The following is an 18,238-nucleotide window of genomic DNA, read 5'->3' as shown; positions in this document are numbered from 1 at the left end:
ACCCAAGCGAATCTACAATGGTCCGTTCACCGGCTATTATGACAATCCGGTGTCGCCCTGGTCGAAATTTGCCGAATCCGAAGTCCCCGAGGGCCATTATACCGTGCCGCTGGGCAAGGCGAAGATTGTCCGCGAGGGCGATGCGGTGACGGTGCTTGCCTATGGCACGATGGTCCATGTCGCCAAGGCGGTGGTCGAAGAACATGGCATCAATGCCGAGGTCATCGATCTGCGCACTCTGGTGCCGCTCGATATCGAGACGATCGAGGAGTCGGTCAGGAAAACCGGCCGCTGCCTGATCGTGCATGAAGCGACGCGGACCAGCGGCTTTGGTGCCGAGCTGTCGGCGCTGGTGCAGGAACGCTGTTTCTATCATCTCGAGGCACCGATTGAACGGGTTACCGGATTTGACACACCCTATCCGCACAGCCTGGAATGGGCCTATTTCCCGGGACCGGTACGGATCGGGGAAGCGCTGGAAAAAATTGTCGGGGATTTGAAATCATGAGCACATATAAATTCAACCTGCCTGACATTGGTGAAGGCATTGCCGAGGCGGAAATTGTCAAATGGCATGTTAAAGTTGGTGATGTTGTCGCGGAAGACGACCAGCTGGCCGATGTGATGACCGACAAGGCGACGGTCGAGATGGAAGCACCGGTTTCGGGCAAGATCATTGCCATTGCCGGTGAAGAAGGGGATATTATCGCGATCGGCTCGATGCTGGTCGAGATCGAGGTTGCCGGTGATGTCGATCTGGAAGAACTGGAAGCATCCGGCAAGGATTCAGACAGCGCTGATAAAGCTGAAGCTGATGACGTGGAATCAGATCAAGACATTGAAATAAAAGAAAAAATAGACGCAGATACGGCAGGGCCAGCAGTTCAGAAAAAGTCTGAAGAGGCTTCGGTGCCACAGGCGGTTGAAACTGACGTCAAGCCATCAGGCGATGGCATGCCGAAACCGCTGGCGACGCCGGCGGTTCGCAAGCGCGCCGCCGATCTGGGTGTCGATCTCAGCGAGGTCAAAGCGCAGGGCGACCATATCCGGCACAGCGATCTCGATGCCTATCTGAACTACGGATCGGGGCAGGGCTATCGCCCGTCCGGAACCTCGCAAAAACGTGACGATGAAGTGATAAAAGTTATCGGAATGCGGCGCAAAATCGCCCAGAACATGGCCGAATCGAAACGGAATATTCCGCATTTCTCCTATGTTGACGAAATCGACATGACCGAACTGGAGGACATGCGCGCCGATCTGAATGAAAATCGTGGCGATCGGCCCAAGCTTACGATGTTGCCACTGCTGATTGTCGCGATCTGCAAGTCACTACCGCAATATCCGATGCTCAACGCCATTTATGACGACGAAGCCGGCATTGTCACGCGGCACGGCTCTGTTCATCTCGGCATGGCAACGCAGACCGCACAAGGGCTTATGGTGCCGGTGCTGCGCGACGCGCAGGATCTGAATGTCTGGCAATTGGCGACGGAAATCGGCCGGTTGGCAGCAGCAGCCCGCAACGGCTCCGCGAAACCCGCAGAATTGTCTGGATCGACGCTGACTCTGACCTCGCTTGGCCCATTGGGCGGGATCGCGACAACGCCGGTGATCAACCGTCCCGAAGTGGCGATCATCGGGCCGAACAAGATTGTCGAACGGCCAATGATCATCGACGGCGAAATTCAGGCGCGCAAGCTGATGAACCTGTCGATCTCCTGCGATCACCGGGTGGTCGATGGCTATGATGCGGCGAGCTATGTGCAGGCGCTCAAGCATTTCCTCGAGACGCCGGTCTTGCTGTTCGCCGATTGAAGAGTCGGAGGTTTCGAAAGGCGTGGTTCGACAGGCTCACGGCTAACGGGCATTGCCGTCATTGCGAGGCGCGTAGCGCCGCGGCAATCCAGAGCGTCTTGCCCCAATCGTCAGCGCTTGCCGCCCTGGATTGCCACGCTGCGCTCGCAATGACGGGGGATGGTTTCTCTCGACCAAGAAGCGTGGTTCGAGGAGGAATTGATCCTCCCCGCTTGCGGGGAGGTGGCATCCCGCAGGGCTGACGGAGGGGGCTCTGGTCTAGGCGCTGCGCTCCGACGGACGCCCCCTCCACCACGCTGCGCGCGGTCCCCCTCCCCGTGCCGGGGAGGATTTTGGTACTGGGTCGCGATGAGTTGCATCGCTCTTCCTGAGGTTTTCCAAGGGCGGCTTCATTCTCCCTTCTCCCGTGAGGGAGAAGGATACAGAGCCTTATCGCTTTAGCGATTAGGCGGCGTTGGATGAGGGTGTTCTGTCCTCCGGAGCGCAGAACGCCCTCATCCAGCTACGACTAGGCAGGCAAGCTGCCAAGTCTTCGCATCCTTCTCCCTCACGGGAGAAGGAGTCGGGATGCGCTCCGGACCTTTAGAGCCCAAGGCTCCCCAGACTTTCCTGGTCGAATTTCAGGCGGAAAGTGATGAACGGCCCGTCGCGGGTGTAGCGGCTTTCTGCAAAGTCGCGGTCAGCAAAGCCGAAGATATTATAGCCGATCGAGATATAGCCATTTTTGAACGGCGTGATGCCGACGCTCGGCCCGCCCGAATAGGCGATGCTGTCAAAATCATTGCCGATCCGTGCGGTAGCCTGGCCGCCGACATCGATCGTGTCGGAGAGGTCGAACTTGACGTCGGCACCGACCACATTGCTCCAGCCTTCGACATCATCCGGACCGAAGCGGTCGAACACATAGCGGCTCCCCCAGAACAGACTATATTCGCCAGCCTCGGTGAACAGGCCGTCAACCGCGTCAATCGGCGTATAGTTGATGCTGAGACTGTTGATGATCCGGCGCGACGTGACATCGCCATTGACGAGCAGCGGCGCGCCGCCGATCGGGCCGGATGTGCCAGCGACGGCATTGCGGACGCGATCTTCGCGGAATTCCAGCTTTTGCAGCCAGGACCACTGGCTGTCCGCAGGGCGGTGCGCCCAGCTGGCTTCGGCTTCGATCACCCGCGTGCTGACGCCGCTTTCGTCCTTGGCGACAAATATGCTGGCGAGGGCGCCGAGCGCGCTGCCTTCGCCGATCTGCTTGAGCAGCGCCGTCGTCAGCCCATAGCGGGTGCTGATATCGCCATCGCGATATTCTGCCCGGCTGGTCCAGCTCCAGTCGGCGTTGCGATAGGTGGCACCGGCGGTGACCGCGAGAAAATCCTCGGTCAGGGTTGCGTCATTGCCCAGAAATCCGCCCGACGCGACCGGCTGCTGGTCATTGATCACATCGCTGCGATCAAATCCGCTGATGGTTTCATTGCCATCGAGCGAGACATCGACGGTCCACTTGTCGCCGATCGGAATGGTCTGGGTCAGACCATAAGCGGCATAGCTGCGCGGACCATATTCGGTAATTTCCTGCTGGTTCATGCTGCTGACAATGCGCGCGCCGCTCCACGGCGTGACATCCACGCCGATGCGGGCGGTGCGGGCATCAATATTCTCGCCATCGGCAATCTCGTAGGTTCCGATGACCTTGATGTCCTCGGTCACGGCATAGCGCGCCGAGAAGCTGTGCCGGGCAGGGAAGTCAATGCTTTCGTCCTGACCGCCCAGCGCAAATTCGGTTTGCGCATCCAGTTCCAGCTTGTCGTCAAACAGCCGCTGGGTTGCGCCGAGCCGGACGAGCCTGGACTCGTTCACGGTGCCGTTGGAGAGCCGGTCATTGGCATAGACCATGCCGGCGCGGAACGAAGTTCCGTCCGTGCGATATTCCAGTTCTGCGGTTCCTGCCCGGCGACGCGCATCCGTCGCCAGGAAATTTTCCTGATAGCTGGTGACGGCCAGCGAAAGATTGTCACGGATGCGAACCCGGCCATCAATACCGAATTTGCGGGTGCCGCTTTCTGCTGCGTTCAGCTGTCCCAGCCCATAGCCGGATGCCTGACGCCGGACATAGGCAAGAATGTCGACCTTTGACCCGTGATGTTCGGCTTCGACCAGCCAGGCGGTTGCCGCCTGGCCGTTGTCGCTGGTCGTGACGGCTTTTGCCTCGTTGTCGGTACGAGCAAGTTCTGCCCGCAATTCGGTCTTGAGGTCCGGCCGATAGCGAATGTCGACGCCGAGCAGATCGGTTTTCACGCTCTCATTCTCGTCATGCACGGCGGTGGCGCCGATTTTCATTTTTTCGTCGGCGCTTTGATAGGTGGCGCGGCCACCGGCGTTGAGATTGCGGTCGCCGACGCCCAACGTCTCATATTCGGCGATGATGAATTGCGGATCGAGCCCGCTGCTGCGGCTCAGGATCGGTTCGCGGAAGCGCAGGCTGCCGGCGAGATAGTCGATGTCATAATCGATATGCCGGGTCAGTTCACGCCGTTCGACGATCCGGTCGGAACGGAAGCGGTCGCGTATTTCCAGGGTGATCCGTTCGCTGTTGGCGAGGATATCGCGGGTGGAGAGAGCATAAGGACCGGAAAGGCCATTGCCCTGGATTTCCTCGCGGCGGAAACGATTGGGGGAATCGGCACCGAAAGCCTTGAGATGGACCTGATCGCTGCGATATTCGGCCTTGATACCGTTGAATGCACGCTGGTAACGGGCGAGTTCGGGCTCGTCGATGCCGGTTTCATAATCGCCGAACAGCGCGTAAAATTGCGGCCTTTCCAGCTTCAGATAGAGGCGGCGCACCGATGCCGCGTCATAGCGTTGTTCGCTGCGGTCGGCATAAACGGTATAATAGCGGCGCGGATCGATGACGCCCTGAAAACGGGTTTCATCTTCCTGCTTGTCGCTGTCATAGGCCAATGTCATCAGCCATTTTCCGGTGACCCGGCCCTTGGCGTACAGTGCTATGCGGCCATCGACGTTGATATTGTCATCATCGTCAACCAGATCCTCAAGCCGGTCGTCGAGCGTATTGAAGCCAAGCGTGCCGGCGGCGAAACCGACCACGGTCCAGGGCCGGTCGCCGGGATCGAGCCAGGTCGCGATGCGCTGGGTCCGTTCGACTTCGCCATCGCGGAACGGGAAGGAGATGCTGAGCGAACCGGAAGCGGTGGTCGGCGCCAGTTCGATATAGGCGATGCCCTCTTCGCCTTCGACTCGCCACACCGGGGCGCCGCGTTCCAGACCGGCGAGCTGATTGGCCTGCTGGGCGTCGATTTCAATGGCGGGCGCATAAGGCGCTGGAACAGCAAAGTCGCCAACCATGCCATGCCGCGCCGGTTTGCCGTCCCGGTCCGTCAGTCGCACGGCAATCATCGGGCGGGTGACGCCATCGGCGACGAGTATGGACCGGTCCTTGAGCAATTCGGCATTGAGCGGACTGCCGGCATAATGGACTTTCCGTTCCAGTTGCTGAACCAGTTTTCCGTCGCGATCGACAACCCGCGCGACAAAGATATTGGTGCGATCCTCAATCTCGATGCCGCGCCAGGTGCTGACCCGGATGTTGCCGTCGGCGCTTTTCTTGCTGCCGTCAAAGGCGAGGGGATTGACCGGCTTGCCATTGACCGTCAGCTCGACGGTCTGGCCAGCCAGATGCTTGATGGCGACGCGCAGCGCCTTGACGCGCGGATTATGATCTTCCGCCGGGAACAGCCAGGCGATGCCCGGCTGCTCGCCAATGAGCCAATCGCGGCCAGCGCCAGCCGCTTCCGGATCGGACAGGATTGCCGGTTTATCGTAGTTTTCAGACGTTTTCATGTCTCTGGGTTCGACCGTTTTGGCACGGAAATCAGCGCGTTTCAGCGCACCACCATGGCCTTCGACAAAGCGTGAGATGTTGCTGCCGGCGCTGCGCGTATTGTGCGCGCAATCGACCGGAGCCAGATCGGCAGGAAAGCTTGATGGATCGACCTGAACCACATGCAGGCCGGGACGGAGTCCCTCGAAATGATAGCGGCCGTCGCTGTCGGTGACGGTATAGGTTCCGTCTTGCAGCATCACGCGAACATCGCCAATTCCTTTGGCTTTGCGGGGATCGCTACTGCATCCGCCGTCGGTGATCCGGCCGACAAGCGTGAATCGTTCGGAGATCCCGTCGCGAATAATGCTGACGATCGCATCAACCGTTGGACTCGTCGCGCCGCGGTTGTCGCGGGCCGAAGCAAGGTTCAGCGCGTCTCCCGGCTGTGCATCCTGGCGCACTTCGGCAATATAGGTCAGCAAAGCGCTGCCCGTCGGGGGCAGGGGCGGCGCCTCAACGGTGAAATCGCGTCCATTGGCCTCGACAGAGGGCGTTATCAATTCCCCATTGTAGCGGACCGTGCCGGTTCTCAGCCGCATGGCGCCGGGCAGCTGATCGGAAATTGTGATCTGGCCGCTATTGCGAACCGGATCGGTATTTTGAACCGTTATGCGATATTGCACGGCGTCTCCAGGGGCCGCTTGTGCCGTGGATGCCGCTTTTGTGATTGCCAGCGGCGCACCGGGCCGGTCCAGCGGCACGTCCACTCGCACCGGCGCCGGGTCATTCAATATGATGATGCCGCCGTAAGATCCGTCGACAATGGTGAAGGGAAGCCCGTCCGACCGCCGCAAGCCGGATAATTGTTGGGGCGTTGCTGCTGACGCGAAACTATAGGGCTGCGGGGGCTCAACGAGCAGGCGGTATTCGCCCGCACGTGCGAAGGGAAAACGATAGAAGCCGTCTCGCAAATCATAGACGGTTCCAGCGCTGTCGGTCACGCTGCTGCCTGCGATCACCGTGCTGGGGTAGATGGATACACCGTCGTCGCCGAATACCTCGGCCGGCAGGCCGGTCGCCGCGTTGATCAAGGTTACGCGCGTTCCGGCAACCAGCGTTCCGTCTTCGCTATCGAAAATTTCGCCGAACGGATCGACCAGGATTGCGACTTGTGCGGTCCCGACGGCCATGCCGCCCAATTCATGGATGGTGATGTCAAAAGATTCGCCGCGTTTTACCGCCAATATACAGTCCCCCTGCATAGGGGCGGGCGGCACCGCAGCCGTGTTGATGATGCCGACAAACCGGCCGCTATTGGGCGCCGTTTCAACAATATTAATCTGCTCCCGATCGCTGGTGGGCGTCGTGATCACGATATCAAAGCTGTCGATTGCCAGTGGATTGAGATTGCTGTCCGGGGCCAGAATCGAGATTATCAGCGGTTCACCAGCCCTTATATGTTCGGTTTGCATGACCGAGGCCGGATTTGTCGGGGTCCCGGCAAACGCGCCGACAAGCCTGATCGGCATGTCAGTCTGCAAACCCCGGCACATCGTGTTCGCGATCGGAAGCTGTTCGGCCCCGGGCGGGTCGGCGAAGTGGAAAATGGTGACGTCGAGCGGCTGCATCGGCGGAGCGACGACCTGAATGTCGATGCGATTGGAAGATATCTGCAACCGCCGGTTGCCGATATCCCATTCTGCCTGCGCAATATTGCTAATCAGCGGATGATCTTGCGGCTGTTCGTCGGCAAACGCGGGCTGAGCGAGTGCCGGTGCGGCAGGCGCGGTTAGCGCGCATGCAGCAAGGGTCAGGCCGAGTGGCCTGAAAAAATTGGTGAGAAACCCCACAGCTAAAGCCGGAATTCAGGCGGCAAACCGGTAAAAATGCCGGTTTGCCGCCAAATTCCAGAGCGCCTAGTCTACCGTTACGCGGAAGATGAGGGTTTCGGTGTCGCCCGACGCCACGGTGCCGAGATTGCCGGAAACAACGCCCCCTGCCTGAGCACCGGTGCCACTGCCATCTGCGTTGCAGGTGGCTCCGGTCACGGTGCCTTCGGTAACCACGCCGATGACCGCCGGGACGGTCGCCGGTCCGGTGGCCAGGCTACCATAATAGGTCAGATTGGCCGGAATCGTATCCGAAATAGCGACTCCCGTTGCGTTGGCCCCACCGGAAGCATTGGCGACGGCGATGCAATATTCGACAATCGCGCCTGGTATGGCTTTCGGATTGGTGGTTCCGTTGATCGGATCCCACAATATTGTGCTGGTTTTGGATACCGAAATATCTGCGGCAGCCACTTCATATGTGTCCGTAGCACTGTGATAACCGTCAGCAGCACCATCGGAGCTTCCGGTACCGGCAGCATCTGCAAATACATTCTGCACCAGTGTCGGATCGTCGGCATCGCCCGAGTCGTCGGTAAAGGCGGAGCCCTTTACGCTGATGCCGGTGACCGGAAGGCCGCTGCCGCCATGGCCAGCGGCTTGGCCGATCAGGATGATATCAGCCAGATCGCCGGTGACGACACCATTGGGAATATTGGCCACTGCGTGCACCGTGATACTGGTGTCTTCCGCCAGGTTGTCGATATTAGGTGATCAATGTATCGCCCGCGTCAAACACGCCGGCGGTCGAGCCATTGTCGAGATAATAGGTGATTGTGCCGGACACGTCGAAATCGTCGGTTCCGGGTTGCTGGGAGGTCAGCAGAACGTCGATCGTGTCATTGGTCTGGTTGCTGACCGTGTAGGTCACCGCCTGCTGGGTCGCATTTGGTGCGACCGAACTATTGACGGCGTCGCTTTTGGCAATGACAAGATTCACTTCACGGTCAACGACAAATATATCGCTGTCGGTTTCCGCTGTCTGGGCGGTCCCCCCGACATTATAGGCTACGCTTACGTTGTTGGTAATGCTCGTGCCGGCATCAGTGCCCAAATCTGCAGCGAACGCCGGGTTTGCACCCAGCGCCGCTACAGAAATGGTACTAGTGGCAACGAGAAGTTTCAGTATACTGGTCATAACTGACTCCTGTTTCACTTATTTGGATCGCCAAACCCCGCGGCGATCCGTTACGGTTGCGGTCACTTCACAGTGCCGCGAAAAATCAATTTCCCTCCCGAACCTGCGGAAAGGGAACGATTAAATTTCCATTTCACATGGGTTACATCGGCCATCAGAGCGGGGCGAACGTCGCCATTTCCGCTCAGGTAAGTGAGGGCTGCAAGCGGTCCCCAGCTTTTGCCTCCGTCAACGGAGACAATTTCGGTGCCATCAGACGTTCCATTGAACGCCACCGCCTTGGGCAGCGGGTTGGTGACTGAGAAATCGGTAGCCGGCGCGCTGCCGACATTTTTATATTGGACGACGAACACAAGCTTGTCGCCGGGTGTGACCGTCTTCGGCTGCTCCAGCACCAGCGCGGTGGTGCCGTTCGGCCTGGCGACCTTGCGTTCGATGTAGACATCGCTCGACAGGGCAACATTATTGGCCGCCATGGCCGTACCCGGCAGGGTCAGCGCTATCGCGATGAAAAATCTTTTTATCATGTTGCTATGCCCCGATTGCGATCAGTCGATGGTGACTTGAAAGGTGATGGTGCGCGTTTGTCCGCCCGGCACCGTGCCCAGGGGCACGGCGATCGAACCGCCGTCAAAGGAGCCGGCATCACCGTCGTTCGCGGCATCGCTCAGTGGTGCGCCTTCGAGCGTGATGCTGTCCGGCTTGTAGGTTGTGTCCGCAGGCACATCATCGCTGATCGCCAGATTGGCCAGATCAGCGGTGCCGACCGTTGTCGCGACCAGCTGATAGACAATGACCGCGCCTGGCACCGGCTCTGCACCGCCGAACGGATCGATGATGGTTGCGCTTTTGACCAAATTGACATCAGACGCCTGCACCCGGAAAAAGCCGCTACCGGCGTCTCGCGCACCGGTTGATCCGATGACCGCATCACCGCCGCCATCGCCCTGTCCGGCGAATATGGTGCCGGGCGTGCCGTTGCCAGTATTGGCTGCCGCAGAAAGTTCAATTTCGGCGCGCTCGGCATCAGCAGCGGATGCGGGAATCGCCGAGACGATGAAAACCGTGATGCTTTCATCGGGCGCCAGCACCGGATCATTGGTGCCGGGCGTGTAAATGGTATCGACGCCCGGATCATAGACGCCGTTGTCGTTGCTATCGAGAATGCCGATTTCAAACGTCGTATCAAATTCATCACCGGGCTTTGCCGTATCGGCCGATAGCGTGAAGGCTTCCGAACCGTTGCCGCTATTGGTGAGCTGGTAGGTCATCACCTGTCCGGTCCATCCGGGGGCAACGGTCACGTCACCCGGATCGCTCGAAACGACTGTGACATCCAGCAACTCGTCGACCTTGATGCTGACTATATTGGAATCAATCGTGACCGGTGTCCCGCCGCCGGGCGCGTCATAGGTGGCCTTGGCGACATTGACGATGTCGGTTCCCGCCAATGTGCCCGCTGCCTGGACTGCAGTTGATGGCAGAATCAGGGAAGCGGCGCCAAGCGCCAGCGCCAGCCGGCGGCCGACGGCAGGCGTGGCACGCAAATGCGGCCGACATCCGAAATCCTGTGTTTGGGCATAATCCATGCCGGTCATATGACAAGGAAAGCAAAATATTTGGTAAACGGAAAATAAATGATGGCATAGGTATTAAAACTGCCAAAAAAGTTGAAAAACAGCCATTTATTTAAGTTTATTGGGCAGTCGTTTCGCGGTGGTTAACCCGCTGTTTACCTTGATGACATGTAACAATTGGTAACTCTGGCCGTCCATTGAAGGTTTGGCGCATGTTGGAAGCCGTCGCTTTCGCCCTGATCTGAAAGGGCTGAAAATGATGGTCAATGGAGCCATGATCGGAAATATCTGGGATAATCGAAAGAGTGTAGTTGACAGGGATGCAGCGCTCTTATACTTGCGCTGCTTCACCGCCCATGCAGGTGCATATGCGGGTGTAGCTCAGTTGGTTAGAGCGCCGGCCTGTCACGCCGGAGGTCGCGAGTTCAAGTCTCGTCACTCGCGCCATTTCCCTAAAAACAGGGGAATGGCGCTTCAGGACCGGAAGCTTCCGGTATTCATCCAGATCAGCAGCGGTTTAAGTGGAAATATCCAGATTATCCCGGCAAATATGAAAATCGGCAGCTGCAGCCAGAAGTTCAGCTCGCTGATCCAGTCGAACATGCTGGCAACAATCCCGCACCACAGCAGAATCAGAACCATAATCAGAATCATGCCAAATGGTTGACGCCAATTGGCTGGGCTGGGTGGATTATGAGGGGCCTTATGGTCTGGTTTCTCGGTCATGAATTCATATCAACTTTTTGAATTATTTCAGATTCGGTGACGATCATATGCAGTGGGATGTCGTGGGGCTGCACCGGGACGGCATCGGTCTCCTGCACCGACCAGGCAAGGCCGATCCGGATCGCCTCCGGGTATTTTTCAAAAGTCCGGTCATAATATCCGCCGCCTTGTCCGAGCCGGCGCATCGAGCGATCAAAGACAATCATCGGGGCGATTATCACGTCTGGCGTAACCGCCGGGCAATGGGCATTGGGTTCGGAGATATTCCGGAATCCGGCTTCGAGCAGATCAATATTATTGACCTTGCGAAATTCCAGCGGGGAATTCCCGACAACTACAGGATATGCGATGGTTTTGCCGATTTCGGCGAGATATTCTGCCAGCCTGGCAGTCGGAGCCTCTGATCCGATCGCACTGTAGAGCGCGATGACGTCGCTCTGCTCGATCAGCTTTGCCAGAGGAGTGGGCGGACGCCGGAAAGCCAGGCCGCGGGTGGCCATATCCAACTGGCGATGAAACGCATCCCGCCGCCTTCGATATTCTTCGCGTAGTTTGTTCTTTTTATCTTTTAAACTACTCAAATAATTATTCTTTCTGTAGAAAAGTGACGGGACCATCTTGGTCGTTGGCCGGAAAATCCTCTGACGCCTATTACGTCAGGTGGGCGCCATATGCGTCGGACCCGACTGCAAAACAGTCCGCAATCCGGGCAGGGACAGCTCCCTAGGAAGTTATATCGCCTCAGGGATGTTCGTATCAAGCTCGTGCCAGACAGTACCCGTCGCACCCTATCTAGGCGCGATGGGGGCGTTACTCAAGACTGTTTGCCAGTTGCTCTGCACGATCTGCCAGTTTTTCCAGGGCCGCAATCGCCTGTTCGTCCATCGGATCGGGTTTCGCGGGGGCGCTGGCCGCAGCTGGCTCGGCCATAGCGGATTGGGCGCTGTGCAGCTCGTCCGCCAGCAGCAGCGACGTGAACAGCAACATACGGCTTTCGTTCAACCCGGCCGGATCCCCGGATTCCCGTGCTTTCCCGTCGACCATCGCAGCCAGTCTGGTCAGATGCTCTTCTTCGCCGTCCTGACAGGTTACCATGAAGGAGCGGCCGCCAATTTCCAGTTTCATTTGCGCCATGTCAGTGCTCCTGTCGCTCGATCAATCCGTCGATCGTCCGGATTGCCTGTTTCATTTCCTCTTTCAGCGCCTCGTGGCGCGCCTCTAATGTCTGGTCGACATCGGCCTTCATTGTGCTCTTGGCCGATTCTATACGACTTAGCGCGCGTTCAAGGCGGCCGATGGCAAGGATGACACGTTCATTGTCCATGAGCATTTTCCATAGCTTGTTTCCAACAGGTAAGTTCCCGTCTTTCGTCGCTATCAATCTATTCCGGTGTCGTAAACACTGGATAGTGAAAAGCGAACCTTGACGCCGCCTTGCTGGATCATCAAAGGAGGAGGCAAAATAGCGAATCGCAGCATTTTGTTGCGTGTTCACACTCGCCAATCCGGGGGATTAGACCAGTCATGACCGTTACCGAAAAAAGCATGGCAAACGCCATAAGAGCGCTTGCGATGGACGCGGTGCAAGCTGCCAACAGCGGCCATCCGGGGATGCCGATGGGCATGGCGGACGTGGCCACAGTGTTGTTCAGCGACTATCTGAAATATGACCCGAAAGCACCGAAATGGGCTGATCGCGACCGGTTCGTTCTGTCGGCCGGTCATGGTTCGATGCTGATCTATTCCTTGCTCCACCTGACCGGATATGCGCGTCCGACGATGCAGGATATCAAGAATTTTCGGCAGCTCAGTTCGCCCTGTGCCGGGCATCCGGAAAATTTCAAGCTGGAAGGCGTGGAGACGACGACCGGGCCGCTGGGGCAGGGGTTCGCCACTGCCGTCGGCATGGCGCTGGCCGAGCGCCATCTGAATGCGCTGTTTGGTGACAATCTGGTCGACCATAAAACCTGGGTCATCGCCGGTGATGGCTGTCTGATGGAAGGGATCAACCATGAAGCGGTTGGCCTGGCCGGTCATCTGGGCCTGGGAAGACTTAATGTTCTTTGGGATGATAATGGAATAACCATCGACGGTGGAACGGAATTATCGACAAGTGAAGATATTCCGGCGCGCTATCGTGCCTCCGGCTGGCACGTCGTTTCCTGCGATGGCCATGATTTTGACGATATCCGCAAGGCGCTCAGCGAAGCGGAGGCCGATCCACGGCCTTCGCTGATCGCCTGCAAGACCGTCATTGGCTTCGGTGCCCCGACCAAACAGGGCACGTCGGCAACCCATGGCGCCCCGCTGGGCGATGAAGAAATTGCTGGCGCGCGCGCTGCTCTGGGCTGGGATTCAGAACCTTTTGTCATTCCGGATGATATTTTGGCGTCATGGCGTCAATTGGGCGAAAAGGGTGCTGCTGCGCGGGCCGAGTGGGATGCGCGGCTCGATGCCGACACGCAGGCCGCCGAGTTCAGCCGCCGCATGGCGGGCGAGCTTCCGGACGGCAAGGCGATGCAGACCTATATGGAAAGCTTGGCCAAAGATCCGCCGAAATGGGCGACTCGCAAGGCTTCCGAGATGGCGCTGGGCGCGATTACCGAGGCTTTGCCGGAGATGCTCGGTGGCAGCGCCGATCTCACAGGTTCAAACAATACCAAAACTCCTTCTACCAAGCCTTTGACAAAAGATGATTATTCCGGGCGTTATATCTATTACGGCATCCGCGAATTCGGCATGGCGGCGGCGATGAACGGGATGGCATTGCACGGCGGCATCATTCCTTATGGCGGCACATTCCTGGTGTTCACCGATTATTGCCGCGGTGCCATGCGGCTCTCGGCAATCCAGAACGCCCGGGTCATCTATGTCATGACCCATGACAGTATCGGACTGGGCGAGGATGGGCCGACCCATCAGCCGATCGAGCATATTCAAAGCCTGCGTCTGATGCCCAACATGCATGTCTATCGGCCCGCTGATGCGATTGAAACGGCAGAATGCTGGGCGCTCGCGATCAAACGCTCCAACGGTCCCTCGACCCTTGCACTGACTCGCCAGGGCCTTCCGCCCTTCCGTGATGACGTCAGTGCAAATCTTTGTGAAAAAGGTGGATATCGTGCGAAAGCGGCAGAAAATGACAAGCGCGTGGTGCTGATTGCGACCGGTTCGGAAGTGTCACTGGCGATGGCGGTCGCGGCTAAACTGGAGGCTGCCGGAACCGGCGCCGATGTCGTGTCGATGCCATGTACCGAATTATTTGACGGACAATCCGCAGAATATCGCAATGAACTGCTCGGCGGTGACGGCATATTGCGGGTTTCGATCGAAGCAGGCACGACTTTTGGCTGGGAAAGATATACGGGTCTCGACGGGCTGCGTTTCGGTATCGACAGTTTCGGGGCGTCAGCGCCGATTGACGATCTTTACGCGCATTTCGGCCTGACCGCGGATGCCATCACCCCACAAATATTAGCGAAAATTGGCTGAACGATGCCGATAAGTTTGAATTCAAAGGAGCAAAATTGATGACAAAAGTAGCAATTAATGGATTTGGCCGCATCGGTCGCCTCGTCGCCCGTGCGATCTTGGAACGCGATGATGACGATTTCGAACTGGTCGCAATCAACGATCTTGCCGATGCAGAGTCCAACGCGCTGCTTTTCGCCTTTGACAGCGTTCATGGCCGCTTTCCTGGCGAAGTCACAGCCCACGGCGATCATATCATGGTCAATGGCAAGAAAATTGCCGTAACCTCCGAACGCAACCCTGGCGATTTACCGCATGCTGCCATGGGCATCGACATCGTGCTCGAGTGCACCGGTTTCTTCCAGTCCAAGGATGCGGCGCAACCGCATATCGATGCCGGCGCAAAACGCGTCTTGATCTCGGCACCGGCAAAGGGTGACCTGAAAACGGTTGTCTTCGGCGTTAATCACGACGTCTTGACGTCATCGGATATCATTGTTTCCAATGCGTCCTGCACAACCAACTGCCTGGCACCGGTGGCCAAGGTTCTAAACGACACGGTTGGCATCGAGCGCGGTTTCATGACCACGATCCACAGCTATACCAATGACCAGCGGATCCTCGACCAGATGCACAGCGACATGCGCCGTGCCCGGGCCGGTGCGGTCAACATGATCCCGACAACCACGGGCGCAGCCCGCGCCGTCGGCCTGGTGCTGCCAGAGCTGAACGGAAAGCTCGATGGTTCATCGATCCGCGTGCCGACCCCCAATGTCAGCCTGGTTGATCTGGTGTTCACACCCGGTCGCGATACCACGGTCGAGGAAATCAACGGCGCGCTGAAAGCCGCAGCAGAGGGCCCGATGAAGGGCGTGCTGGTCTATGAAGACAAGCCGCTGGTTTCCAGCGATTTCAACCATCAGCCAGCGAGCAGCTCGGTCGACAGTCTGGAAACGACGGTGATGGACGGCAAGCTGGTCCGCGTTGTCAGCTGGTATGACAATGAATGGGGCTTTTCCAACCGCATGATCGATACCGCCAAGGTCATGGCCAGCTTTCTTTAAGACAGAAGGACTCTGAGTAATGTCGGGTAACAACTTTAAAACACTGGACGATATTGGTGAGATAACATCGCGCCGCGTCCTTGTTCGCGTGGATCTGAATGTTCCGATGGCGGACGGAGTTGTTACCGACGACACCCGCTTGCGGGCGCTGATTCCCACCGTCACCGAATTGGCCGACAAGGGCGCAAAAGTCTTGCTCCTGGCCCATTTCGGTCGGCCCAAGGGAGAGCCAAGGCCGGCGTTTTCGCTGGAACAGGTTGTCCCGGCGCTCGCCAGGATATTGGGCCGGGAAGTGACCTTTTTGCCAGATTCTGCTGGCCAGATCATGGCGGAAAAGACGCTGAAACTGCCGAATGGTTCGATTTGCGTGCTGGAAAACACCCGCTTTCATCCGGGCGAGGAAAGCAATGACAGCGCGCTGGTCGAGCAAATGGCGAAACTGGGCGATATTTACGTGAATGATGCCTTTTCAGCGGCGCATCGGGCGCATGCTTCGACCGTCGGATTGGCGCACGCACTGCCTTGCTATGCCGGTCGTTCGATGGAACGCGAGCTGACCGCGCTCGACAAGGCGCTGGGCAATCCGGAACATCCGGTGGCGGCGGTTGTCGGTGGCGCGAAAGTGTCGAGCAAACTCGATGTCTTGCAGCAGATGGTTGAAAAAGTGGATCATCTGATCATCGGCGGCGGCATGGCCAATACTTTTCTGGCAGCGCGCGGCGTCAATGTCGGCAAATCCCTGTGCGAACATGAACTGGCCGATACCGCCAATGACATATTGGCGGCTGCCGACCGGGCCGATTGCACGGTGCATCTGCCTTATGATGTGGTGGTGGCCAAGGAATTTCGGGCCAATCCGCCGACCCGGACGGTCAATGTCCATGAAGTGGCGGATGATGAAATGATCCTCGATATCGGGCCGGCTGCGGTGGAAGCGCTGTCCGATGTGCTCAAGACCTGCAAGACGCTGGTCTGGAATGGTCCGCTGGGTGCTTTTGAGACACCGCCGTTCGATAGCGCCACCGTCGCGCTCGCCAGAACCGCAGCTGCCCTGACCAAGGAAGGCCAGCTGCTTTCGGTGGCTGGCGGCGGCGACACGGTCGCGGCGCTCAATCATGCCGGCGTTGCCGATGATTTCAGCTTTGTATCGACCGCGGGAGGTGCCTTTCTCGAATGGATGGAAGGCAAGCCTCTGCCCGGCGTCGAAGCGCTTAACCAAAAATAATGGATATATCAGGGAACGAAAAATGGCGAATAGTGAAATGTTGAGCAAAATCGAAAATGGCCAGGGCTTTATCGCCGCGCTGGACCAGAGCGGAGGCTCGACGCCGAAGGCGCTGGCTGGCTATGGTATCGGCGCAGACTCGTTTTCCAATGATGACGAGATGTTCGGGCTGATCCACAAGATGCGCAGCCGCATCATCACCTCGCCCAGCTTTGGCAATGGCAAGGTGATCGGCGCGATCCTGTTCGAGAAAACCATGAATGGTGACGCTGGCGGCAAGCCGGTGCCGGAAGCGCTGTGGGATCGCGGCATCGTGCCGTTTCTGAAAGTCGACAAGGGGCTGGAGGATGAGGTCAATGGTGTCCAGCTGATGAAACCGATCGATGATCTGGATGCCCAGTGCAAACAGGCGCTTTCAAAAGGTGTGTTCGGGACCAAGATGCGCTCGGTGATCAACAAGGCCAATGCCAAAGGCATCGCGGCGATTGTCGAACAGCAATTCGCGTTCGGCAAGCAGATCCTGGCCAACGGACTGATGCCGATCATCGAGCCGGAAGTGAATATCAAGAGCGACGAGCGCGCCGAATGCGACAAGATCTTGCTCGGCGAACTGACCAAGCAGCTGGATGCGCTGGACGATGATCAGCGGGTGATGCTGAAACTGTCGATCCCGGTCGAGCCCAATCTCTACAAGCCGCTGATCGATCATCCCAAGGTGGTTCGGCTGGTTGCCCTGTCCGGCGGCTATTCCACCGAAGATGCCTGCGAACAGCTGGCCAAGAATGAAGGCATGATTGCCAGCTTCAGCCGCGGCTTGCTGCAGGATTTGCGGGTTTCGCAGAGCGACGAGGAATTTGATACCGTGCTTGGCGGCGCGATCGACCAGATTTATCGCGCTTCGATTACCTGAGGCAGGGATTGTTGATGAAGTGAGCGATATGCAACCCTGCCAGCTATATCTGATTTCGCCGCTCGACGTCGGCGGTTCCTTTCCCGACCGTCTGCGCGAAGCGCTGGCAGCGGGGCCGGTTGCCGCCTTCCAATTTCGGGTGAAGGATGTCGAGCCGCAGGAAGCGGTGCGGCTGGCCGAGCCGCTGAAAGCGATTTGCGACGAATTTGACGTGGCGTTCATCGTCAATGACGATATCGCGCTGGCCCAGCAACTGGGCGCGGATGGCGTGCATCTGGGGCAAAGCGACGAAAATTTGAAAAATGCCCGCCTGGCTTTGGGCAAGGATGTCCAGATCGGCATCACCTGCCATGACAGTCGCCATCTGGCGATGGAAGCGGGTGAGGGCGGCGCCAATTATGTCGCCTTCGGTGCGTTTTTCCCCACCACTACCAAGGAAACCCATCACAAGCCGGAGCTGGATCTGATCCGGTGGTGGTCGGAGATGATGGAAATCCCCTGCGTGGCGATTGGCGGAATCACGCCGGAAAATTGCCAGCCGCTGATCGACGCCGGAGCCGATTTTCTGGCGGTATGCGG

General features: G+C 58.1%; 16 protein-coding genes and 1 tRNA gene. 8 read left to right on the top strand and 9 right to left on the bottom strand.

Annotated features, from left to right (window positions below; all coding sequences use genetic code 11):
• A partial coding sequence (locus V7665_RS02555; RefSeq protein WP_335662967.1) for a transketolase C-terminal domain-containing protein occupies window positions 1-508 on the top strand: 508 nt, incomplete at its 5' end.
• Window positions 505-1,818: a dihydrolipoamide acetyltransferase family protein gene (locus tag V7665_RS02550; RefSeq protein WP_335662966.1), complete on the top strand. Its 1,314-nt coding sequence runs from the start codon at window positions 505-507 to the stop codon at window positions 1,816-1,818. The genes V7665_RS02555 and V7665_RS02550, both read left to right, overlap by 4 nt.
• A gap of 582 nt (window positions 1,819-2,400) precedes the next feature.
• On the opposite strand, the gene V7665_RS02545 is transcribed toward V7665_RS02550, so the two are convergent.
• The 5 genes from V7665_RS02545 to V7665_RS02525 form a co-directional block, all read right to left on the bottom strand.
• Window positions 2,401-7,509 (bottom strand): hypothetical protein, encoded by a 5,109-nt coding sequence (locus tag V7665_RS02545; protein ID WP_335662965.1) that lies wholly within the window; start codon window positions 7,507-7,509, stop codon window positions 2,401-2,403.
• 66 nt (window positions 7,510-7,575) lie between these two features.
• Window positions 7,576-8,211, bottom strand: coding sequence for a hypothetical protein (locus V7665_RS02540; RefSeq protein WP_335662964.1), 636 nt, complete (start codon window positions 8,209-8,211; stop codon window positions 7,576-7,578).
• A gap of 43 nt (window positions 8,212-8,254) precedes the next feature.
• The gene (locus tag V7665_RS02535) at window positions 8,255-8,686 is read right to left on the bottom strand and encodes a hypothetical protein (protein WP_335662963.1); all 432 of its coding nucleotides are present in this window, start codon (window positions 8,684-8,686) and stop codon (window positions 8,255-8,257) included.
• Between the two features lie 62 nt (window positions 8,687-8,748).
• On the bottom strand, window positions 8,749-9,213 hold the full coding sequence (locus tag V7665_RS02530; protein WP_335662962.1) for a hypothetical protein: 465 nt from the start codon (window positions 9,211-9,213) through the stop codon (window positions 8,749-8,751).
• A gap of 21 nt (window positions 9,214-9,234) precedes the next feature.
• Window positions 9,235-10,233, bottom strand: coding sequence for a hypothetical protein (locus V7665_RS02525; RefSeq protein ID WP_335662961.1), 999 nt, complete (start codon window positions 10,231-10,233; stop codon window positions 9,235-9,237).
• A 400-nt stretch (window positions 10,234-10,633) separates the two neighbouring features.
• Here V7665_RS02525 and V7665_RS02520 point away from each other — a divergent pair.
• Window positions 10,634-10,710, top strand: a tRNA-Asp gene (locus V7665_RS02520).
• 27 nt (window positions 10,711-10,737) lie between these two features.
• Here the strand turns inward: V7665_RS02520 and V7665_RS02515 are convergent.
• The 4 genes from V7665_RS02515 to V7665_RS02500 all read right to left on the bottom strand — a co-directional run bounded on the left by V7665_RS02515 (window position 10,738) and on the right by V7665_RS02500 (window position 12,313).
• Complete coding sequence (locus tag V7665_RS02515; protein ID WP_335662960.1) at window positions 10,738-10,989, bottom strand: DUF2842 domain-containing protein; 252 nt, start codon at window positions 10,987-10,989, stop codon at window positions 10,738-10,740.
• Window positions 10,986-11,570: a 5-formyltetrahydrofolate cyclo-ligase gene (locus tag V7665_RS02510; RefSeq protein WP_335662959.1), complete on the bottom strand. Its 585-nt coding sequence runs from the start codon at window positions 11,568-11,570 to the stop codon at window positions 10,986-10,988. The genes V7665_RS02515 and V7665_RS02510 overlap by 4 nt, the downstream gene beginning before the upstream one ends.
• 229 nt (window positions 11,571-11,799) lie before the next feature.
• On the bottom strand, window positions 11,800-12,123 hold the full coding sequence (locus V7665_RS02505) for a cell division protein ZapA (protein WP_335662958.1): 324 nt from the start codon (window positions 12,121-12,123) through the stop codon (window positions 11,800-11,802).
• A gap of 1 nt (window position 12,124) precedes the next feature.
• On the bottom strand, window positions 12,125-12,313 hold the full coding sequence (locus V7665_RS02500; RefSeq protein ID WP_335662957.1) for a hypothetical protein: 189 nt from the start codon (window positions 12,311-12,313) through the stop codon (window positions 12,125-12,127).
• Window positions 12,314-12,513: 200 nt separating this feature from the next.
• Here V7665_RS02500 and tkt point away from each other — a divergent pair, with 200 nt between their 5' ends.
• The 5 genes from tkt to thiE form a co-directional block, all read left to right on the top strand.
• Window positions 12,514-14,481 carry a transketolase gene (tkt, locus tag V7665_RS02495; RefSeq protein WP_335662956.1) on the top strand — a complete coding sequence of 656 codons (1,968 nt, stop codon included), beginning with the start codon at window positions 12,514-12,516 and terminating at the stop codon, window positions 14,479-14,481.
• Between the two features lie 35 nt (window positions 14,482-14,516).
• Window positions 14,517-15,524: a type I glyceraldehyde-3-phosphate dehydrogenase gene (gene gap, locus V7665_RS02490; protein WP_335662955.1), complete on the top strand. Its 1,008-nt coding sequence runs from the start codon at window positions 14,517-14,519 to the stop codon at window positions 15,522-15,524.
• A gap of 19 nt (window positions 15,525-15,543) precedes the next feature.
• Window positions 15,544-16,749 carry a phosphoglycerate kinase gene (locus V7665_RS02485; RefSeq protein WP_335662954.1) on the top strand — a complete coding sequence of 402 codons (1,206 nt, stop codon included), beginning with the start codon at window positions 15,544-15,546 and terminating at the stop codon, window positions 16,747-16,749.
• Window positions 16,750-16,771: 22 nt separating this feature from the next.
• Window positions 16,772-17,659, top strand: a complete 888-nt coding sequence (locus V7665_RS02480) for a fructose bisphosphate aldolase (protein ID WP_335662953.1) — start codon at window positions 16,772-16,774, stop codon at window positions 17,657-17,659.
• Between the two features lie 28 nt (window positions 17,660-17,687).
• A partial coding sequence (gene thiE, locus V7665_RS02475) for a thiamine phosphate synthase (RefSeq protein ID WP_335662989.1) occupies window positions 17,688-18,238 on the top strand: 551 nt, incomplete at its 3' end.

The organism is Parasphingorhabdus sp. (assembly GCF_036964675.1).
Lineage (GTDB): Bacteria > Pseudomonadota > Alphaproteobacteria > Sphingomonadales > Sphingomonadaceae > Parasphingorhabdus.
Note: the sequence above shows the minus strand (reverse complement) of the source record. Positions and strands in the feature narration are given on the sequence as shown.

Coding starts and splice junctions, on each gene's coding strand:
- V7665_RS02550 (WP_335662966.1), top strand. CDS start 505: ATGAGCACATATAAATTCAACCTGCCTGACATTGGTGAAGGCATTGCC.
- V7665_RS02535 (WP_335662963.1), bottom strand. CDS start 8,686: ATGACCAGTATACTGAAACTTCTCGTTGCCACTAGTACCATTTCTGTA.
- V7665_RS02530 (WP_335662962.1), bottom strand. CDS start 9,213: ATGATAAAAAGATTTTTCATCGCGATAGCGCTGACCCTGCCGGGTACG.
- V7665_RS02515 (WP_335662960.1), bottom strand. CDS start 10,989: ATGACCGAGAAACCAGACCATAAGGCCCCTCATAATCCACCCAGCCCA.
- V7665_RS02505 (WP_335662958.1), bottom strand. CDS start 12,123: ATGGCGCAAATGAAACTGGAAATTGGCGGCCGCTCCTTCATGGTAACC.
- V7665_RS02500 (WP_335662957.1), bottom strand. CDS start 12,313: ATGGACAATGAACGTGTCATCCTTGCCATCGGCCGCCTTGAACGCGCG.
- tkt (WP_335662956.1), top strand. CDS start 12,514: ATGACCGTTACCGAAAAAAGCATGGCAAACGCCATAAGAGCGCTTGCG.
- V7665_RS02485 (WP_335662954.1), top strand. CDS start 15,544: ATGTCGGGTAACAACTTTAAAACACTGGACGATATTGGTGAGATAACA.
- V7665_RS02480 (WP_335662953.1), top strand. CDS start 16,772: ATGGCGAATAGTGAAATGTTGAGCAAAATCGAAAATGGCCAGGGCTTT.